Source organism: Centipeda infelix ATCC 43532 (assembly GCF_000234095.1).
Taxonomy (GTDB): Bacteria; Bacillota; Negativicutes; order Selenomonadales; family Selenomonadaceae; genus Centipeda; species Centipeda infelix.
Genome location: NZ_JH376797.1, coordinates 535,056 through 553,913 on the forward strand (window position 1 = coordinate 535,056; position 18,858 = coordinate 553,913).

Below are 18,858 nucleotides of genomic sequence, written 5' to 3' on the forward strand. Positions count from 1 at the left end.
AGTCTCCCTTCAATTTTCAATTCCTTTTCGTGCAGAAATTCCTCGCTCATAATAGTGGCGCACTTCCCGCATTTCCGTAATCAAATCAGCGCGTTCAAGCAGCCATTTAGGTGCATTTCTGCCTGTGCAGACAAGCTCAGTTTTTGCAGGAAGAATATCCAGCAGTTCCTCCATCTGTATTCTCTGCAAGAGTCCAAAAGAAAGCGCAATATTTATCTCATCCAATATGACAAGCTCTGCTTCTTGCTTGGCAATAACACCCATCACACGGTCAAAACCAACAGTCAGCAAGGAAACATAATCTGCCGGGGGTTTTCCTTTTGGAAAGATGACGACATCATCGCCAAGCTGTTCCCGCGCTTTTTCATCCATCATCCCCTCTTCTGCGACAAAGAAGGGTTTTCCACTGGTCTCCAGCGTCATATTCGACATTTCACGCAAGAGTCTCTGCTCACTATAGGCAAGGCTCTTCATAAACTGCATCATGAACACGCGATACCCAGCTCCGAGGGCGCGTATGGCAAGACCAATTGCCGCTGTCGTCTTCCCCTTTCCGTTTCCGGTGTAAACCTGAATCATCAGAGGAGTGCCTTATGGCTGACGTTAATGCGTCCCTTTTCATCAATTTCGATAACCTTGACTTCGAGCTGGTCGCCAATCTTTACCACATCTTCGACACTTTCCACGCGGTGTTTTGCGAGCTGTGAGATGTGGCAAAGCCCTTCTTTGCCGGGCAGAAGTTCAACGAAGGCACCGAACTTCAGGAAACGCGTAACGCGCCCCATATAGACCTCCCCCACCTCGACCTCGCGCACAATGTCCTCAATCATCTTGCGGGCGCGATCCATCGCATCCATATTCGGAGATGTGATGAAAATATTTCCATCCTCGTGAATATCGACATCCACGCCCGTTTCGTCAATGATCTTACGGACAACCTTGCCGCCCGTTCCAATGACGTCGCGAATCTTATCAATGTCAATGGTAATGACTTCCACACGCGGTGCATAGGGTGAGAGCTCTGCGGCAGGCTTGTCAATGCACGCAAGCATTTTCTCAAGGATGAACGCGCGTCCCTCCTTTGCCTGAGCCAAAGCGGATGCGAGAATATCCCTCGTGATTCCGGCAATCTTGATGTCCATCTGAATTGCCGTAATCCCCTTGGTCGTTCCGGCGACCTTGAAGTCCATATCGCCGAGCGCATCCTCCATCCCCTGAATATCCGTCAAGATGGAGTAGTCATCGCCATCGCGCACGAGCCCCATCGCAACACCGGACACAGGCCGTTTGATCGGAACGCCGGCACACATAAGCGACAGCGTGCTCCCGCAGACGCTCCCCATTGAGCTCGAGCCGTTCGATTCGAGAATCTCCGAGACGAGGCGAATCGTATAGGGGAAGTCCTCGATCGATGGAATCATCGGGAAAAGAGCACGCTCTGCGAGCGCTCCATGCCCAATCTCACGCCGTCCGGGACTGCGCATGGGGCGAGCCTCACCGACACTGTATCCTGGAAAGTTATAGTGATGCAAATAGTGCTTTGTTGTCTCAGGGCCAAGACCGTCAATGATCTGCTCGTCTCCAATGGAGCCAAGCGTCGTGACGGTAAGCACCTGCGTCTGTCCTCTGGTGAAAAGCCCCGAGCCGTGCGTACGCGGCAGGATGCCAACCTCGCAGCTGACAGGGCGCACCTCGTCCAGCGCACGTCCGTCCGGACGGATCTTCTCGTGCGTAATCATATGACGGACAATGCCCTTTTCGATCTTGTAGAGGATCTGTGCAATTTCTTTTGCGGCATCCGGGTATTCCTCGATGAAATGCTCGACCGTCTCCGCCTTAATTGCGGCAATATCCGCATCGCGTGCGAGTTTGTCACTGTTCCGCGTTGCGGCATCAAGACGCTCCTCTGCATACGCACGCACCTTAGACTCCAGCTCCTCGGAAACAGTGAAAATTGCAGGAACGATCTTTTCTTTTCCACAGGCACTCCGAATATTGTTCTGAAACTCGACAAGGCGACGAATCTCAGCATGACCGAATAGGATCGCGTCGAGAACGACTTCTTCAGAAAGTTCATTTGCGCCCGCTTCCACCATCATCACGGCATCGTACGACCCAGCTACGGTAAGGTTGAGATCCGAAACAGCACGTTGAGCCTCCGTCGGATTGATGACAAAGGCTCCATCAACATAACCAACACGAACGCCCGCAATCGGTCCCATGAAAGGAATATCAGACACCGTCAGCGCACAGGAAGCACCGATCATCGCAGCAATTTCCGGAGGATTGTCCTGTTCTACGCACAAGACCGTCGCAACGATTTGGATATCGTTGCGAAAGCCATCGGGGAAAAGAGGGCGGATGGGACGATCAATGAGGCGCGCACAGAGCACGGCATCGTTGCTCGGACGACCCTCCCGCTTGATAAAGCCGCCGGGAATCTTTCCTGCTGCATACATCTTCTCTTCATAGTCCACTGTCAAGGGGAAAAAATCAACGCCCTCACGCGGTGCACTCGAAGCAGTTGCCGTCACTAGGACAACAGTGTCGCCATAGCGAACCAGTACAGCACCATTCGCCTGCTTTGCCATCTTCCCATGCTCTATTGTCAGCTTACGTCCGCCCAGCTCAATCTCAAAGCATTGCATACAAATCCTCCTAGATTCGTTTCTTAAATCGTTCCGTATAACAAAAGCATTCGACACAATATCATAGAATCCTTGTCTCGATAGCAAAAAAGCGGGGAAGTCCCCGCTCTTACTCTTTGTCCTAAAATATTACTTACGCAGGTTGAGCTTCGCAATGATCGAACGATAGCGCTCAATATCCGTCTGATACAGATAGCTCAGAAGGCGACGGCGATGGCCAACCATCTTCAAAAGCCCACGGCGTGAGTGATGATCTTTCTTGTGTTCCTTCAGATGTTCCGTCAGGTACTGGATGCGTGCCGTCAGGACAGCAATCTGCACCTCGGGTGATCCTGTATCTCCCTCATGTACCGCATATTCCTTGATGATTTCCTGTTTCTTTTCCTGTGTGAGCATATCGAATCCTCCTCATAAATTTTCACCACTGACCAAGAAAACGTCGGATTATTCGCTATCTGAGTCATGGTTCTGTTGCGCTCATCATATTACCATAGAAATATTTTCTTGTAAACGAAAACTTTTATCAAAAATATGTTCGACAGTCTCTTTATCATCTGCAATCTGACGAATTAAATCATCGATGGAAGAAAAACACTGCTCGTCTCGTATTTTTTTGTAAAATGAAATCATGAGCTCTTCATCGTAAAGATCCCCTGAAAACTCCATGATATGAACTTCCAGCCGTCGATCACAACCGTCAAATGTTGGATTGTTCCCAATGTTTGCGGCCGCATGATAAAGACGCCCCTGGTAGAAGACTGATACAGCATAGACGCCGTTCGGCAGATGCTCAAATTCTTCGCGCAGTGCCAGATTCGCTGTCGGAAAGCCAAGCCTGCGCCCGCGTTCCTGTCCGTGAATCACCGTCCCATTGATGGTAAACGGATAGCCGAGGTATTCATTGACTTTGGACAGATCCCCATTTGCAATGAGGGCACGAATTCGCGTACTACTAACCGGTGCGCCGTCACGCATGACCGATTGGCATACGATCACCTGAAAACCGTATGTCACGGCACTGTCCCGCAAGAGTGTCGGCGTCCCGTGCCCCCCTCTGCCAAAGGTATAATTCTCCCCCACAACAATGTATTTCGGCGAAAAATGCCGCTGCAAAAGTCCAATAAAATCCGCTGCACCCGTCTCAGCAAAATCAGCCGTAAAAGGGATTTCCACCAAGGCGTTCACGCCAAGATTCTTCAGAACACAAAAGCGTATGGCGCCGCTTGCAATGCGGTGCGGCACGGCATTTGGAGCAATGATGGAACGCGGGTGGTTGGAAAATGAAAAAACAAGCGCAGCCCCATTGATTTCCTGCGCCTTTGCAACTGCCGTCCGTATGATTTCCTGATGACCGATGTGGACGCCATCAAACATACCAAGTGCAATTACGATATTTGAATATTTTGATGAAAAATCAGCAAGCTCTTTATATTTTTCCATGGGGAAAAAGCATTCTCCTCATATGTATATTCCGTTAGTCACGGCTCTCCAATGATGCGCAGCTCCGGAAAAAGTTCTACCGCGTGTTTCGCATAAACCCGTTTCTGCACGGCTGCGATCAGTCGCTGAACGTCATCTGCTGTCGCATTGCCAATGTTGATGATGAACCCCGCATGTTTCTGTGAAACCTGTGCACCGCCGACGGTAAGCCCCTTTAACCCCGTCTGATCGATCAGTGTTCCGGCAAAATATCCCGGAGGACGCTTGAATGTGCTTCCTGCACTCGGATATGCCAGGGGCTGCTTGCTTTCACGTCGCTGGTTCAGATCCTCCATGCGCGCCAAGATCTGCGCACGGTTATCTTCGTGTAAATGCAGACGTGTTTCGCAAATTGCCTCATCACAGCTCTGAAAGATGCTGTGACGATAGCCGAAATCAAGCTCCTTGGCAGAATACGTCCGAACCTCCCCCCTTGGGGAAACGGTCGTTACCGAAACGACGACAGACTTCATCTCATCGTCATAAGCCCCCGCATTCATAAAGATCGCACCGCCGATGCTCCCCGGAATCCCACAGGCAAATTCAAGCCCCGCAAGACCATTCTCCTGTGCATATGAAGCAACATCCCGCAGCAGAGCACCCGCACCAACGACGAGATCCGTATCCTCACACGATACGAATGCCATCTTACGACTAAATCGTATTACGAGGCCACGGATACCGCCGTCGCGCACCAATATATTTGACCCGTTACCGAGCCATGTAATCGGCTCGCCATATTCCCTTGCAAGACCGATGATCTTCTGTACTTCTCCCGTATTCTGCGGATAAAAGAGCAGATCGGCAGGCCCCCCGATCCGAAAGGTCGTGTGAAAACGAAGAGGCGCATCCGTAAAGAGACGCGATGAATCGAATTCCTGATAACAGACACGAACGAATTCCTTGTTCATATTTTATGCGATCCCCCACAGCCTGTTCCGGCAAGACTTAATTCAACAAAAGCATTTTGACGCAGAGCCTCGTATGCAACGACAGCAACAGCATTGGACAGATTCAGAGAACGTGCTCCCGCGTGCATCGGAATACGAATCGTGTGCGCCTCATTGGCAGCCAGCAACGATTCCGGCAGCCCCGCCGTCTCCTTGCCAAAGACGAGAAATACATCCGATGTATAGGCAATGTCGGAGTAGATCTGTGCTGCTTTCGTCGTACAGAAATAAAATGGATGCCCCTCGTACTTCACTTGAACCTCGTCAAAGCTGTCATGATAATGCACCTTGACAAGATGCCAATAATCCAGTCCCGCGCGTTTCAAATATTTGTCATCCGTCGAGAATCCAAGCGGCCGCACGAGATGAAGCTCGATGCCCGTTCCGGCACATAGCCGTGCAATGTTCCCCGTATTCCCCGGAATCTCCGGCTCGACCAGAACAATGTGCATATGTTATGAGCCTCCACTCTCTTTCAGAAATAATGCACCGTCATTATAGCGAATTACACATATAAAAACAACCCACAGGCACAGAAACTCCCGTGGGTTGCACGATGTTCTTCTTAGCGCAGAATTGCACCTTCATTCGCAGATGTCGTCAGCTTTGCGTAGCGGGCAAGATACCCCGTTTTGATCTTAGGTTCGGGCCGTACCCAGTTTGCACGACGCTTTGCAAGTTCTTCATCGCTGATTTCGAGTTCAAGTTTACGATTCGGAATATCAATCGTAATCATGTCGCCGTCTTCGATCAGTGCAATCGGTCCGCCCGACATCGCCTCCGGTGATACATGACCAACACAAGCCCCCTGACTTGCGCCGCTGAACCGTCCGTCTGTAATCAGACCGACCTTCAGCCCCATGCCTGTAATGACCGCTGTCGGGTTTAGCATCTCCTGCATTCCGGGACCGCCCTTTGGCCCTTCGTAGCGGATGACAACGACATCCCCATCGTGGATCTTCCCTTCAATGATGGCATTGACGCCCTCCTCTTCAGAGTTAAAGCAGCGTGCTGTTCCACGATAGGTGAGCATATCGTCCGCAACCGCCGATGCTTTGACAACTGCGCAATCGGGTGCAAGGTTGCCGCGCAGAATCGCAAGACCTCCCTCGGGACGATAGGGGTTCTCGACACTGTGAATCACCGTGGGATCAAGGATCTCGGCATGGGCAATACGCTCACGCACCGTGCCCGTAACCGTCAGCGCATCCAGGTGCAGCAAGTTCTTCTTCGAGAGCTCCTTCATAACAGCCGAAATTCCGCCCGCCTCGTTCAGATCCTGCATATGATGCGTTCCTGCCGGGCTCAGCTTCGTAATATACGGTGTACGTCTGCTGATCTCATCGAAGAGCGGCGGCGGGAGCTCGATCCCGGCCTCGTGCGCGATCGCAGTGAGGTGCAGTACTGTGTTCGATGAGCCGCCAATGCCCATATCGACCGTAATCGCATTTTCGAAAGCTTCGAGTGTCATGATATCACGCGGACAGATATTTTTTTCAACGAGATCGAGAATGACTGCCCCCGCCTGTTTTGCGAGCAAGCGACGCTCACCCGTATAGGGTGCGGGAATCGTACCATTGCCGGGAAGCCCCATGCCGAGCACTTCGGTCAAGGAGTTCATCGTATTCGCTGTGAACAGTCCGGAACAGGAACCGCAGCTCGGGCAGGCATGTTCCTCAATCGCCGTCATTTCATGCGCATCCATCTTGCCTGCAGCAAACATCCCCGCAGCCTCGAACGCCTGACTGACACTGATGTCACGTCCGCAGTGGCGTCCTGCAAGCATGGGACCTCCACTAACGAGGATTGCCGGGATATTGAGACGTGCCGCCGCCATGAGCATCCCAGGCACAACCTTATCGCAGTTCGGAATGAGGACAAGTCCATCAAATCCCGATGCCATCGCAACGGCTTCGATGGAGTCCGCAATCAGCTCACGGCTTGCAAGGGAGTATTTCATCCCCGTATGCCCCATGGCAATTCCATCACAGACACCGATCGACGGAAATTCAATCGGCGTTCCACCTGCAGCTGCCACGCCGAGCTTCACAGCTTCCGCAATCGTATTCAGATGAAAGTGCCCCGGAATGATCTCGTTAAATGAGTTACAGACACCGATCAGCGGCTTTTTGAGATCATCCGAACCATATCCGTTCGCATGAAAAAGCGAGCGATGCGCACAGCGTGTCGCTCCTTTTTTTACAACATCACTTCTCATAAAAACTCTCCCAATCTACATTGATTTATGGATAATACACACATCCATAAACCAACCACAGTTTACAAAGGCATGACAGAGATTTTAACGCATTCCATGTTTTTTTTCAATAGCTTTGCCGCAATGAGTTTATCGCTCATGGCACACATGCGATGAATGTGCTATAATATTAAAACTCAATTCCCTTTTGGGCTTTGATTCCCTGCTGAAAGGGATGCTTGATAAGACGCATTTCGGTAACGAGATCCGCGCGGTCGATGAGTTCCTGTGCCGCATTTCGCCCCGTAAAAATCAGATGTGTTTTCTCGGGACGTACGGAAAGCAACTGCTCCAATTCATCCAATGAGATGAATCCAAAGGAATAGGCATAGTTAAATTCATCGAGGATGATCATATCCCACGCATCGCTCCGAAGCTCATCCATAGCGGTCTGAAGAAGCTCTGCGGCAGCACACCGATGCTCTTCCTCTGCGCCGCTGCCTCTCTGTGAGAATCCGAGACCGCCCTGCCGAATTTCAATCTGATCGTTGATCGAAGCGAGTGCCTTGATGGATTCAAGTTCACCATACTTCCAGCTGCCCTTGATGAACTGGAGGATGAGCACGCGCAGATGATTTCCCCATGCACGTATTGCCATCCCGAGTGCCGCTGTTGTCTTCCCCTTTCCGTCACCGGTATGAACAATGACAAGACCTCTATTTTCCATAGGAATCCCTCAACTTTCTGAATGATATATGTTAGGTGAATACATGAAGCATTATTTTTTCTTCACGGGCATTATTTTCCTTGCAGTTCTTGGATGTATCTTTAGCATTGAGCGCATGGACCTCCTGAATCTGAGGCAGATCGACGTGACCGCCCAAGTGCAGGAGACGGATGGAAACGCAACACTCTTGTGGGAACGTCTTCCCTATCCCTGCTATTATCGCGTTGATACATACCTCAAGACGACAGGAACGGTTTCTGACGAGTCAATCTACGAACACGTAAAGACAGAGTTTACCACATCGCCTTCCTGCCCGATCTCCTCCGCACCGATCCCATTTTATTATCGGATTACGGCCTACGGTATGTTTGGTGCAGTGACAGCCCCATCATCGCCAATTCCAACACCCTACTTTATGGCAAAATCCCCAATTTCCATCTACCACTATACAAAGGAGCACCCCGCAAGCCTCAAGCCCTTTCTCGTGTGGCACAGCATTCCAAACGCCGTTCTCTACGAGGTCGAGATTCTGTCTGCCCCCCCCTCAAAAGAAAGTGGCACGGAGCTTTCCCCAACAAATCACCTGATGAGTACGCGCAATATTTTCACGAATGGATGGCAGGCGGATCTTCGTGCCTATTCGTCATATGAAAAACTGTATTGGCGTGTCCGTGCCCTCAGTCTCGAACATGAGCCAATCGGAGAGTTTTCCATAGCAGAGCCGCTGTATCTGGATAAATCCGCCGAGTTTCCGAACCGTCCGATTCCAAACACATACGATCAGGTGATGAATTTCCATCAGCCAATCTATCCCGTCTATCAATGGATTCCGCTGAACGGCGTAACGCATTATGAGGTTGAGCTGCTGACTGATCCCCCTGCACAGGAGCACGGGATACTGCCCGATCCAAACCGCGCATGGGCGCAGATGATCACTGCCACCAATGCCATCTACGACGAATATGCGAGACCTTATGCAGGTAAATATTACTGGCGCGTGCGCGGATTAGATACGCAAGGAAACACGGTGGGAACATGGTCCGATCTTGCCTCATTCACGGTCGATGCGCCGCCCAAGAATCGCCTCTACGCTGCAGCACTCGGGGACAGCATTACACACGGAGGGGGTGCAATCTCGAGCTCGCCTGCATTCCTCGAGTACAGCTATACCACATATCTGCCGTTTACCTGTCTCAACCTCGGACGGAGCGGTGATACCGCTCATACAACACTGGAACGCTTCGAGCAGGACGTGCTTCCCCTGCATCCTGAAAATCTTCTGATCCTGACGGGATCAAACAGTCTGCGAGCAACAGGCATAACGGCACAGGACATCGTCGATGATTTGGATGAGCTGCAAAAAAAATGCCTTGCCCATGACATCCGCCCGATCTTCCTAACACTTCTGCCGCTCAACCCAGAACGTATTTCTCTTGCTTTCCACTCGGAAACAGATCTCTCCTGGAAATGGAAGCTGACTGCCGTCAATATGTGGATTCGGTCGCAGGATTTCTACATCGACATCGAACCGTATTTCTATGATGTACAGAAGCAGATTCTTGATCCACGCCTTTCCACGGACGGACTGCACCCGGATATTGATGGGAAACGGATGATGGCGGAGATCATCAATCAACACCGCGACGTCTTCCAAGAACTTCCATAATGCAAAGCAGCGCGATTCTCGATCGCGTTGTTTTTTACGATTTGGATGAAATGAACATCGCGTCGCCAAAGGAAAAGAAGCGATACTGTTCTTTCACTGCTGTCCGATATGCCTCAAGCGTAAACGTACGTCCTGCAAATGCACTGATGAGCATAATCAATGTGGATTTTGGCAGATGAAAATTCGTAATCACAGCATCTACGACTTTGAATTCGTATCCGGGGTAGATAAATATATCCGTCCATCCCGATCCTGCCTCAATATGCCCCGTGCTTGCAGCCGATGCCTCAAGCGTGCGGATCGACGTTGTACCGACCGCGACAACACGTCGACCTTCCAGTTTTGCCCGTTGGATAAGCTCCGCTGTCTCAGTGGGAACAGAATAAAATTCGCGGTGCATCACATGGTCTTCAATCACATCCACATGAACAGGTCGAAAGGTCCCAAGTCCGACATGGAGGGTAATAAAGCCGAATTGGATGCCCTGTTCGTGCAGTCGTTCCATGAGGTTTTTCGTAAAATGGAGACCTGCCGTCGGCGCAGCAGCAGATCCTTTTACACGGCTGTAGATCGTCTGGTAACGCTCACGATCTTCGAGTTTTTCATGAATGTAGGGCGGCAGAGGCATAGAACCCAAGCGATCCAGAATTTCCTCAAAGATACCGTGGTAGATAAAACGTACGATACGTCCGCCGAAATCCGTATCGGCGATGATCTCACAGGAAAGTTCATCACCAAACTGAATGACAGAACCAACACGCGCTTTTTTCCCCGGTTTAACAAGCACTTCCCATTGGTCTTTGTCGATTTGGCGCAGGAGAAAGACCTCGACCTTCCCGCCCGTTTGACTGCGTGCGCCGATGAGCCGTGCAGGAATGACACGCGTATCGTTGAAGATCAGAACGTCACCGTTTCTTAGAAAATCGCCAAGTTCATAAAAATGCCGATGCTCAATCGTATGCTCTTTGGGGTGCAAAACCATAAGACGTGCGCTGTCACGCGGCTCTAGCGGTGTCTGAGCAATACGCGCCTCCGGCAGATCATAGTCAAAATCAGAAATATCCATCTCGTAGTTCACCTGGTCTAGTATAGCTTCTCAAGGATAACGTCCGTATAGTAGTGAAAGAGGATGTCCTTATAGCTCTTCCCCTTGTCCGCAAGTGCCTGTGCCCCCCACTGGGAGAGTCCAAGACCATGACCGGAGCCATAACCGCTGAAGTTTATGTCCGTCTTGCCGATGCGTATGGAAAACAGCGTGCTTGGTAGGGAAAATGCAGAGCGCAGGTCGTTGCCCGAGAGTGTGATGCGCCCCTTTGTTCCGACAAACTCTGCCGAACGAACGCGTCCGGAGGGGCTTCGGTCAGAACTCCCCTTGCCCACAGTCAGAGGTGACAAGCGAACTTCTTTCAGCGTTCCAATCGCCCTTCCATTCTTTTCCAGTTTTTGTACAAATTCACTCATGGAAACAGTACGGTTCCATGGCTGCGTCTGCATTTGAACCTCAGCAACAGAGCGCAGGTATGGCACAGAGCTGCCCCATACATATTCACTGGACTCTGTCATGCCACCGGAATCCGTATGAAAGAGCGCATCCATAATTGCGCCCTTATAGAAAAGAACTTCTCCGTGCGTGCTGTCAACCGCCGCTGTTGTCGTCCGTGTCTCTGCAGACATCCCCTCATAGACCTGACAATGCGAGGTGCTGCAGAGGTCAAATCCTTCCGCGCTGTGACGCTTTCGATTTTTCAAGGCAAAGGTACGCGCCGCCACGCTCTGTGCCCGCAGAGCCTCCGCATTCCAGCTCGGCGGCATCTCTTTCGGGACGACGCCGTAGAGATAGTCCTCTACAAGGACATGATTGACAACGGTAAGCCCCGTCCTCTTTAAAATGGCGATGCAGCCACGATACGGTGTATGATTCACCTGGATAAATCCGGAGGTCTCTGGCTGAATCACTAGACGCTCCCCATTGATCTCCCGTCCGTTTACGACAAGCTGGTCCCGCATCATACGAACATCGAGTGTTCTCCCCTGCGGCACCACAAGAATCGGCTTTTGCTCCGGATTCTCATAGACGGACAGCTTTCCGTTTGTTGCCGAAAGTTGAACCTCAGATATCCCCTGACTAAGCCCTACAGAGATTTCCGGCTGCCATGAAGCAAACACCTGCAGCGGCAGTATGGCAAACACGGCACAGAGGAAGAACATACACAGGCGGAGATAAGATTTCATCGTAAGCCCTTCTTTCGCTTATCATGCCATCAGGCGCAGACGTTTCTTCTCTTTGTTCTCCTTGCGTTGGAGCTTCCGAAGCACCCGACTGTACCGCTCCTCCTCGCTGAACACACAGCCGCAGTAGGACTGGCGATAGAGCCCGAGCTCCTTGCTCAGATCGATGCCCTCCTGCCAGCCGACGCGGAAGTCCTCGTAGTAAAAGGCAATCCCATATTCTTTTGCAAAGTGCTCCGCAACAGAGCGCATCAGATCATGCTGCTGATAAATACTGTAAAACAGCGTCGAGGTAAAGCTGTCAAATCCGTGTTCTGCCGCGTACCGTACCGATTCTTCCAGACGCCATGTATAACACATACGACAGCGCCCCTTCTTTGTCCCCTCCGCCGGGAGAGCTTTTTTGAGGAATTCGCGCATGGCATACATCTCATCTGCAATGAAGTCCATCTGCATCAGATCTGCAAATTTCCTTGCATTTTCCAGTCTCTCCTCCCACTCCTTATAGGGATGAATATTCGGATTGAAAAAATAGCCGGTCGGCTCAATGCCATCGGAACGCAGTTTTTTGAGTGGATAGCAGGAACATGGTCCGCAGCACATATGCATGAGCAGTTTCATCTCAGAGCAGTTCTCCTTGTCTGTTATCATTTTTGGGAAACATCATCCCCATATGCTCGTATCCGCCGCGCGTGACAACCCGTCCGCGTGCCGTACGTGCAATAAAGCCGAGTTGAATCAGGTACGGTTCGTAGACATCCTCGATGGTCTCCACCATTTCACTGAGTGCCGCTGCGAGAGTCTTCAGTCCAACGGGACCGCCGGAAAACTTTTGGATCATGACTTCGAGCATATGACGATCCTTGTTTTCAAGCCCCATCTCATCAACCTCAAGAGCTTCCAGTGCCTCCATCGTCACCGCTTTGGAGATAATGCTCTCTCCAGCCACCTGTGCGATGTCACGGACACGCTTTAGAATGCGGTTCGCAACGCGCGGCGTTCCGCGCGAGCGACGCGCGATCTCCAGAGCACCCTCACGCTCGATACAGACGGAAAGAATCTCCGCCGTACGTTCGATGATGAGCAAAAGAGCCTCGGGGGTATAGTATTCCAGACGCAACTGAATCCCGAATCGGTCACGCAGCGGAGCAGAAAGAGCCCCTGTCTTTGTCGTCGCACCAACCAGAGTAAACGGTGCGAGATCCAACCGCAGAGAGCGAGCACTCGGCCCCTTGCCGATGATGATATCAATCGCGTGATCCTCCATCGCCGAATAAAGGATCTCCTCGACATGATGAGAGAGGCGGTGAATCTCATCGATAAACAGAACATCATGTGCCTGCAAGTTCGTGAGCAGAGAGGCAAGATCCCCCTGTCGCTCGATGGCAGGAGCAGACGTTTGACGAAAATTCGCCCCCATCTCATTCGCAATAATCGCCGCGAGTGTTGTTTTGCCAAGCCCGGGCGGTCCATAGAGAAGGACGTGATCCAGAGCTTCGTTGCGGGAAAGCGCCGCCTGGATAAATTTGGACAGATTCGACTTCGCCTTGTCCTGCCCGATATACTCACTCAGCCGACGCGGGCGCAGACTGTACTGCCATCCGTCCGCACTCTGCTCCTCAAAGGACACCAACTCCTCATCCTCGTACATATCCAACGGTGAATCCCCCCTTTCTCAAAAACGCTGCAGCTCTGCCAATGCGTAACGGATGATTTCTTCCGTGCTTTCCCAATCGGACTTTTTCTTGAGCACAGACTGGACTTCACTCTGCTGGAAGCCAAGACTGAGGAGTGCCTCGATCGCCTCCGAAACCATATCCCCCATCGCATCCCCCAAGGAGGCCGTGTCATCGGCTGCATCGGACACATCAAAGGAGGTAGCCGAGAGCTTATCCTTGAGTTCTAAGATGATGCGTTCGGCCGTCTTTTTCCCGATCCCGGGAAGCTTTGTAATCGCCTTAACATCCTTCCGATGAATCAGGTGATAAAAATCATTTGCCGTAATTGCGGACAGAATTCCCTGTGCCACCTTCGGCCCGATGCCGGAAATGCCGATCAAGTGCTGAAATAGATCATACTCCTCCTGTGAAAAGAAACCATAAAGGAGAATTGCATCCTCGCGCACATGGGTATGGATATAAAGCATGACCTCTGTACCAACAGAGATCTGATTGCGCGTCTGATGTGAGATAAACACTCGATAGCCAACATCGTGCACATCCAAAAAACAATAGTCCGGAAATGTATATGCAACTCTTCCGCGTAAAAATCCAATCATTGACTCTGTACTCCCCGTCTACATTCGATTGCGCCAAGCGATGCTGTCCACACAGTGTGCCGCACTGATGGCAATGGCAAGTGCATCTGCCGTATCGTCAGGATGGGGCGGAGCAGGCAGGTTCAAGAGCTTCGTTACCATGTATATAACCTGTTCCTTCGTCGCCTTTCCATACCCCGTTACCGACTGCTTTACCTGCAGCGGTGTCCGCTCTACGATTGGAATGTTGTTCTGAGCCGCAGCTAGAAGAACAATACCGCGCGCCTGACCGACCGGAATCGCCGTCGTCACATTCCGATTGAAGAAAAGCTGCTCCACCCCCATTGCATCGGGGGAATACGTTTGAATAAGTGATGCCAGTTCTGTATGAATTTTCAAAAGTCGTTTTTCCACCGCCATTTTCGACGGTGTTGTGATCGCGCCGTAGGCATGTGCCCGCAGACGCGATCCATTCTGCTCTACAAAACCGTAGCCGCAGATGGCAGTGCCTGGATCGATACCGAGTACTAACATCTTATTTCCCTAAAAAAGTGCAGACACCTTGTCTGCACTTTCATCGGTGAACCTCCGTTTATTCGTCCATTTCGTAGTTGCTGTAGACGTTCTGGACATCGTCGTTGTCCTCGAGCGCATCGATCAGGGTTTGCATCTTTTCCGCATCCTTGTCGGCAAGATGAACCGTGGTATCCGGAACCATCGTCACCTCGGCAGATGCCGTCTCAATCCCCTTTTCTCCGAGAACCGCCTCAATCGCCTCAAAAGCTTCCGGCTCGGCAGTGATTTCAAAGACATCGTCCTCCGAACGCATATCCTCCGCACCTGCCTCAAGGACAATCTCAAGGAGAGCATCCTCATCATCGAACGATTCACGCTCGACAATAAAGACCGCTTTCTTCTTGAACATCCATGACACGCAGCCGTCCTGACCGAGATTGCCGCCATACTTTGAGAAGAGATGACGAACATCTGCCGCCGTACGGTTACGGTTGTCCGTCAGAATGTCGAGCATGACAGCTGTGCCGCCGGGACCATAGCCCTCGTAAAAGAGTTCTTCGTAGTTGCTTCCCTCGGTTGCGCCAAGTCCCTTCTGAATAGCACGGTTGATATTGTCCTTCGGGATATTGTTTGCCTTCGCCTTGGAAAGAGCAAGTTTCAGACGCATATTGCCTGTCGGGTCGCCGCCGCCCATACGGACGGCAATCGTGATCTCACGCCCAATCTTCGTAGTAATCTTGCCGCGAATGGCATCATTAGCGCCCTTCTTGCGTTTGATATTAGCCCATTTGGAATGTCCTGACATTGTTTCGATCTCCTTCTTAATATACAAGCTGATAGTGCTTCTTTTTCCTTTTTTGACCAATGCGGTACCATCAGAGAAATCCGCTTCGCTGAGTACATAATGCTCGTCCGTAACACGCACATCGTTGAGCGTGAGCCCGCCCTGCTGAATCAGGCGACGTGCCTCGCCCTTCGAGGGGAACACATTTCCGCGCGTGAGGGCATCGACTAACTTTTCACAAAGCTCCACGCGAATCTGCGGAAGCTCTGCCGATGCACCGCCGCCAAAGAGTACCTTTGCAGTCTCTTGCGCCTTCTGCGCCTCCTGCTCTCCATGAACGATCTTGGTCACCTCGTATGCAAGGATCTCTTTGGAGTGGTTGATCTCCTGCCCCTCAGCGGCGGCAAGACGGCGCACCTCATCCATCGGAAGATAGGTAAGCAGCGAGAGACAGATCTCGACATCGGCATCGTCAATATTGCGCCAGTACTGGTAGAAATCATAGGGCGAAGTCTTTTCCGCAGCCAGCCAAAGCGCACCGCCCGCCGTCTTGCCCATCTTCGTTCCGTCGCTCTTTGTGAGCAGCTTGTTGGTAAGACCAAAGACCGTAACATTCTTCTTGCGGCGGCAAAGTTCTACACCCGCGATGATATTCGACCACTGATCGTCACCGCCCATCTCCAGCTTGCAGCCATAGCGTTTGTTGAGCTCCATGAAGTCGTACGCCTGCATAATCATATAGTTGAACTCGAGAAAGGTCAGTCCCTTCTCCCACCGCTGCTTATAGCTCTCTGCAGCGAGCATACGATTGACAGTGAAATGCGCTCCGATATCACGGAGCAGGTCGATATAGTTGAGCTTACGCAGCCAATCCCCGTTGTCCACCATAATTGCACGTTCATCCGTAAAGTCTATGAAGCGCGATATCTGTTTGCGGAAACAATCACAGTTATGGCGGATAATGTCATCGGTCATCACCTTGCGCATATCCGTACGCCCCGAGGGATCGCCGACCGTTCCTGTGCCGCCGCCGACAAGGCAGATCGGACGATGCCCTGCTCTCTGCAAATGCGACATCGCCATGAGGGCAATCAAATGCCCTGCATGAAGGCTGTCCGCCGTCGGATCAAATCCGGTGTAAAAGGAAACCTGCTCCTGTTCGAAAAGGTTGCGCAGCCCCTCCTCATCCGTACACTGCGCGAGAAAACCGCGTTCTTTCAGTATATCAATGGCATTCAATCTATTACCTCTTTCTCAGTTCTGCCCTTTTTCTACACCCATGCCAGGCTCTGGAACCTCTGCCGCAGATGATGGTGTGTGCGTTGAGGGTGTAGTATTTGTGGCGGCGTCTCTCTTTCCTGCGTCAGCAGTGCCCTTCGTCCCTGTTTCTTTCCCATGTGCGTCCGACTTTTTCTTCGGATCTTTTTCTTTTTCATGATCTTCAACGGGGAAATCATCCGATGAGGCAGCAAAGGAAGGAGCACCTTCAAAGTGACGCACGGGCAGACCCGCATGCGCTTTCAGCATAAATGACTGCCATATAACTGCAGGGGTCATTCCTCCCGCCATGCCATGCAAGTCGCCATTGCTGTCATTGCCGATCCAGACTCCTGCGACCAGATCCGGCGTATACCCAACAAACCATGCATCATGATAGTCACTGGTTGTCCCCGTTTTTCCTGCAGCAGGACGACCAATGTTGGCGCGTGTTCCTGTACCACGTTGAATAACGTCCTCCATCATCGCGGTCATGGTGGCAGCATTCGCTGCAGAAATAACACTTTTCTCCTTCCGCTGAACCTCCTCAAGCACCTTGCCCGTACGCGAAACAACACGGAGGATGGCAACCGGCTCAACATGAATGCCGCGATTTGCAAACGTACCATATGCGCTCGTAAGTTCAAGCGGTGTGACACCACGCGTCATACCGCCAAGTGCAATTGCGAGATTGCGGTCATTCGTTGCACCATCGAGGACAAAGGTCGATATCCCCATCTCCTGTGCATAGTAAATCGCCTTGTCAATGCCAATATCCTGTGCAATCCGAACCGTCGGCACATTGAGCGACCAACGCACGACATCGCGCAGTCGCACCTTTCCGGAGAAGTTACGGCTATAGTTCTGCGGCTCCCATCCGCCAATCTTCAGCGGCTTATCGTCAATGATGGAATCCGCTGTATATTTATTCTCGAGTGCCGCTGCAAAGACAAAGGGCTTGAATGCTGAGCCGGGCTGACGGACTGCCTGTGTTGCACGATTGAACTGATCCGTGCCACGTCCGCCGACCATGGCTTTGATATATCCCGTATGCGGGTCAATCGCAACGAGAGCCCCCTGTGGCTGCACAATGCCGTTTGCATCAGTAAAATATGTAGGGAGATTCTGCATGGCAGTCTCTGCAGCCGCTTGCAAGTTCATATCGATGGTTGTGTAGATCTTCAGGCCATCCTTATAGATGGCATCATCTCCGTATTTTTCAGAAAGCAACTGAAGCACATAGTCCACAAAATAGGAAGGACCTTCAATACCATCACTGTTGTTCTTTGCAATGGTAAGCTGTTCCTTCTTAGCAGCATTCGCCTCACTGTTACTAATATAACCGTATTTCGCCATTTGGTCGAGAACAACAGCTTTGCGCTCCGTCGCCGCTTCCATGTTGTTGAGGGGAGAATAGTAGTTCGGACTCTTTGGAATACCTGCAAGCATGGCACATTCGTTCAGTGTCAAATCCTTGACATCTTTACCGAAATAGGTGCGAGCCGCAGCCTGAACGCCATAGGCTCCCTGACCGAAATAGATTTGGTTCATGTAGAGCTCTAGAATTTCCTGTTTTGTATACTGGCGTTCAAGCTGAAGCGCAAGGAACACCTCCTGTATCTTACGCTTCATCGTCCGATCCTGCGTCAGATATGCATTCTTTGCGAGCTGCTGCGTGATCGTAGAACCGCCCTCTGTGAGCTCGCGCCCCTGAATATTCGCCCAAACAGCACGCATGATTCCGCGTGGATCGATACCAATATGCTCATAGAATCGATTGTCCTCGACGGCAATAAATGCATTCTGAAGATTTTTCGGAATCTCATTGATACCGACAGGTCTTCGGTTTTCAGCTGCATGTATGTTGGCGATCTCGTTGCCGTTGATATCGTAGATCTGTGATGATGCCGGAGGCACGATATCCTCCGCGAGATTCGGTCTGGTATTCAGACTTGCCGTGAGGAATCCGCAGCCAACGCCGATAATCATGACAAACAGAATTAGACCTATGGCAAGAATTGCTTTCCCAAGAACAGAGCCGTTATTTGACTTCTTTTTTGCTTTCTTTTCGCTTTTCTGCATAGATACCTTCCCGTCCGGAGATTTCTCCATTGCACCTGCCTACAATCCAATTTCTTTATTTTATCA

At 51.2% G+C, this 18,858-nt stretch carries 17 protein-coding genes and 1 pseudogene; 1 reads left to right on the forward strand and 17 read right to left on the reverse strand.

Annotated elements, in window-relative coordinates:
* Positions 1-9 precede the first annotated feature (9 nt).
* The 8 genes from HMPREF9334_RS02720 to cobO form a co-directional block, all read right to left on the reverse strand.
* Positions 10-579, reverse strand: coding sequence for a cob(I)yrinic acid a,c-diamide adenosyltransferase (locus tag HMPREF9334_RS02720; RefSeq protein ID WP_006691966.1), 570 nt, complete (start codon positions 577-579; stop codon positions 10-12).
* Positions 579-2,648 (reverse strand): polyribonucleotide nucleotidyltransferase, encoded by a 2,070-nt coding sequence (locus HMPREF9334_RS02725; RefSeq protein WP_006691967.1) that lies wholly within the window; start codon positions 2,646-2,648, stop codon positions 579-581. The genes HMPREF9334_RS02720 and HMPREF9334_RS02725 overlap by 1 nt, the downstream gene beginning before the upstream one ends.
* Positions 2,649-2,777: 129 nt before the next feature.
* Positions 2,778-3,044, reverse strand: a complete 267-nt coding sequence (gene rpsO, locus HMPREF9334_RS02730; RefSeq protein ID WP_006691968.1) for a 30S ribosomal protein S15 — start codon at positions 3,042-3,044, stop codon at positions 2,778-2,780.
* An 84-nt stretch (positions 3,045-3,128) separates the two neighbouring features.
* Positions 3,129-4,088 carry a bifunctional riboflavin kinase/FAD synthetase gene (locus tag HMPREF9334_RS02735; RefSeq protein ID WP_006691969.1) on the reverse strand — a complete coding sequence of 320 codons (960 nt, stop codon included), beginning with the start codon at positions 4,086-4,088 and terminating at the stop codon, positions 3,129-3,131.
* 38 nt (positions 4,089-4,126) lie between these two features.
* Entirely contained in the window at positions 4,127-5,038 is a 912-nt protein-coding gene (gene murB / locus HMPREF9334_RS02740; RefSeq protein WP_006691970.1) for a UDP-N-acetylmuramate dehydrogenase, read from the reverse strand.
* Entirely contained in the window at positions 5,035-5,529 is a 495-nt protein-coding gene (locus HMPREF9334_RS02745; protein WP_006691971.1) for a tRNA (cytidine(34)-2'-O)-methyltransferase, read from the reverse strand. The genes murB and HMPREF9334_RS02745 overlap by 4 nt, the downstream gene beginning before the upstream one ends.
* A 113-nt stretch (positions 5,530-5,642) precedes the next feature.
* The gene (gene ilvD / locus HMPREF9334_RS02750; protein ID WP_006691972.1) at positions 5,643-7,295 is read right to left on the reverse strand and encodes a dihydroxy-acid dehydratase; all 1,653 of its coding nucleotides are present in this window, start codon (positions 7,293-7,295) and stop codon (positions 5,643-5,645) included.
* 169 nt (positions 7,296-7,464) lie between these two features.
* Positions 7,465-8,001 (reverse strand): cob(I)yrinic acid a,c-diamide adenosyltransferase, encoded by a 537-nt coding sequence (gene cobO / locus HMPREF9334_RS02755; protein WP_006691973.1) that lies wholly within the window; start codon positions 7,999-8,001, stop codon positions 7,465-7,467.
* Between the two features lie 43 nt (positions 8,002-8,044).
* Here cobO and HMPREF9334_RS02760 point away from each other — a divergent pair, with 43 nt between their 5' ends.
* Positions 8,045-9,667, forward strand: a complete 1,623-nt coding sequence (locus HMPREF9334_RS02760; protein ID WP_006691974.1) for an SGNH/GDSL hydrolase family protein — start codon at positions 8,045-8,047, stop codon at positions 9,665-9,667.
* Positions 9,668-9,701: 34 nt separating this feature from the next.
* On the opposite strand, the gene queA is transcribed toward HMPREF9334_RS02760, so the two are convergent.
* From queA to HMPREF9334_RS02800, 9 genes and pseudogenes are all read right to left on the reverse strand, one after another.
* The gene (queA, locus tag HMPREF9334_RS02765; protein WP_006691975.1) at positions 9,702-10,733 is read right to left on the reverse strand and encodes a tRNA preQ1(34) S-adenosylmethionine ribosyltransferase-isomerase QueA; all 1,032 of its coding nucleotides are present in this window, start codon (positions 10,731-10,733) and stop codon (positions 9,702-9,704) included.
* A 17-nt stretch (positions 10,734-10,750) separates the two neighbouring features.
* Complete coding sequence (locus HMPREF9334_RS02770; protein WP_006691976.1) at positions 10,751-11,899, reverse strand: SpoIID/LytB domain-containing protein; 1,149 nt, start codon at positions 11,897-11,899, stop codon at positions 10,751-10,753.
* Positions 11,900-11,920: 21 nt separating this feature from the next.
* Positions 11,921-12,517 (reverse strand): epoxyqueuosine reductase QueH, encoded by a 597-nt coding sequence (locus HMPREF9334_RS02775; RefSeq protein ID WP_006691977.1) that lies wholly within the window; start codon positions 12,515-12,517, stop codon positions 11,921-11,923.
* Between the two features lies 1 nt (position 12,518).
* Positions 12,519-13,547, reverse strand: a complete 1,029-nt coding sequence (gene ruvB, locus HMPREF9334_RS02780) for a Holliday junction branch migration DNA helicase RuvB (protein WP_006691978.1) — start codon at positions 13,545-13,547, stop codon at positions 12,519-12,521.
* A gap of 24 nt (positions 13,548-13,571) precedes the next feature.
* Positions 13,572-14,174 carry a Holliday junction branch migration protein RuvA gene (gene ruvA / locus HMPREF9334_RS02785; RefSeq protein ID WP_006691979.1) on the reverse strand — a complete coding sequence of 201 codons (603 nt, stop codon included), beginning with the start codon at positions 14,172-14,174 and terminating at the stop codon, positions 13,572-13,574.
* 18 nt (positions 14,175-14,192) lie between these two features.
* Entirely contained in the window at positions 14,193-14,687 is a 495-nt protein-coding gene (gene ruvC, locus HMPREF9334_RS02790) for a crossover junction endodeoxyribonuclease RuvC (protein ID WP_006691980.1), read from the reverse strand.
* Between the two features lie 58 nt (positions 14,688-14,745).
* Entirely contained in the window at positions 14,746-15,474 is a 729-nt protein-coding gene (locus HMPREF9334_RS12260) for a YebC/PmpR family DNA-binding transcriptional regulator (RefSeq protein ID WP_169311784.1), read from the reverse strand.
* 16 nt (positions 15,475-15,490) lie between these two features.
* Positions 15,491-16,692 (reverse strand): annotated as a pseudogene (tyrS, locus tag HMPREF9334_RS12265) (tyrosine--tRNA ligase).
* 15 nt (positions 16,693-16,707) lie between these two features.
* Entirely contained in the window at positions 16,708-18,792 is a 2,085-nt protein-coding gene (locus tag HMPREF9334_RS02800) for a transglycosylase domain-containing protein (RefSeq protein WP_211204834.1), read from the reverse strand.
* Positions 18,793-18,858: the final 66 nt, after the last annotated feature.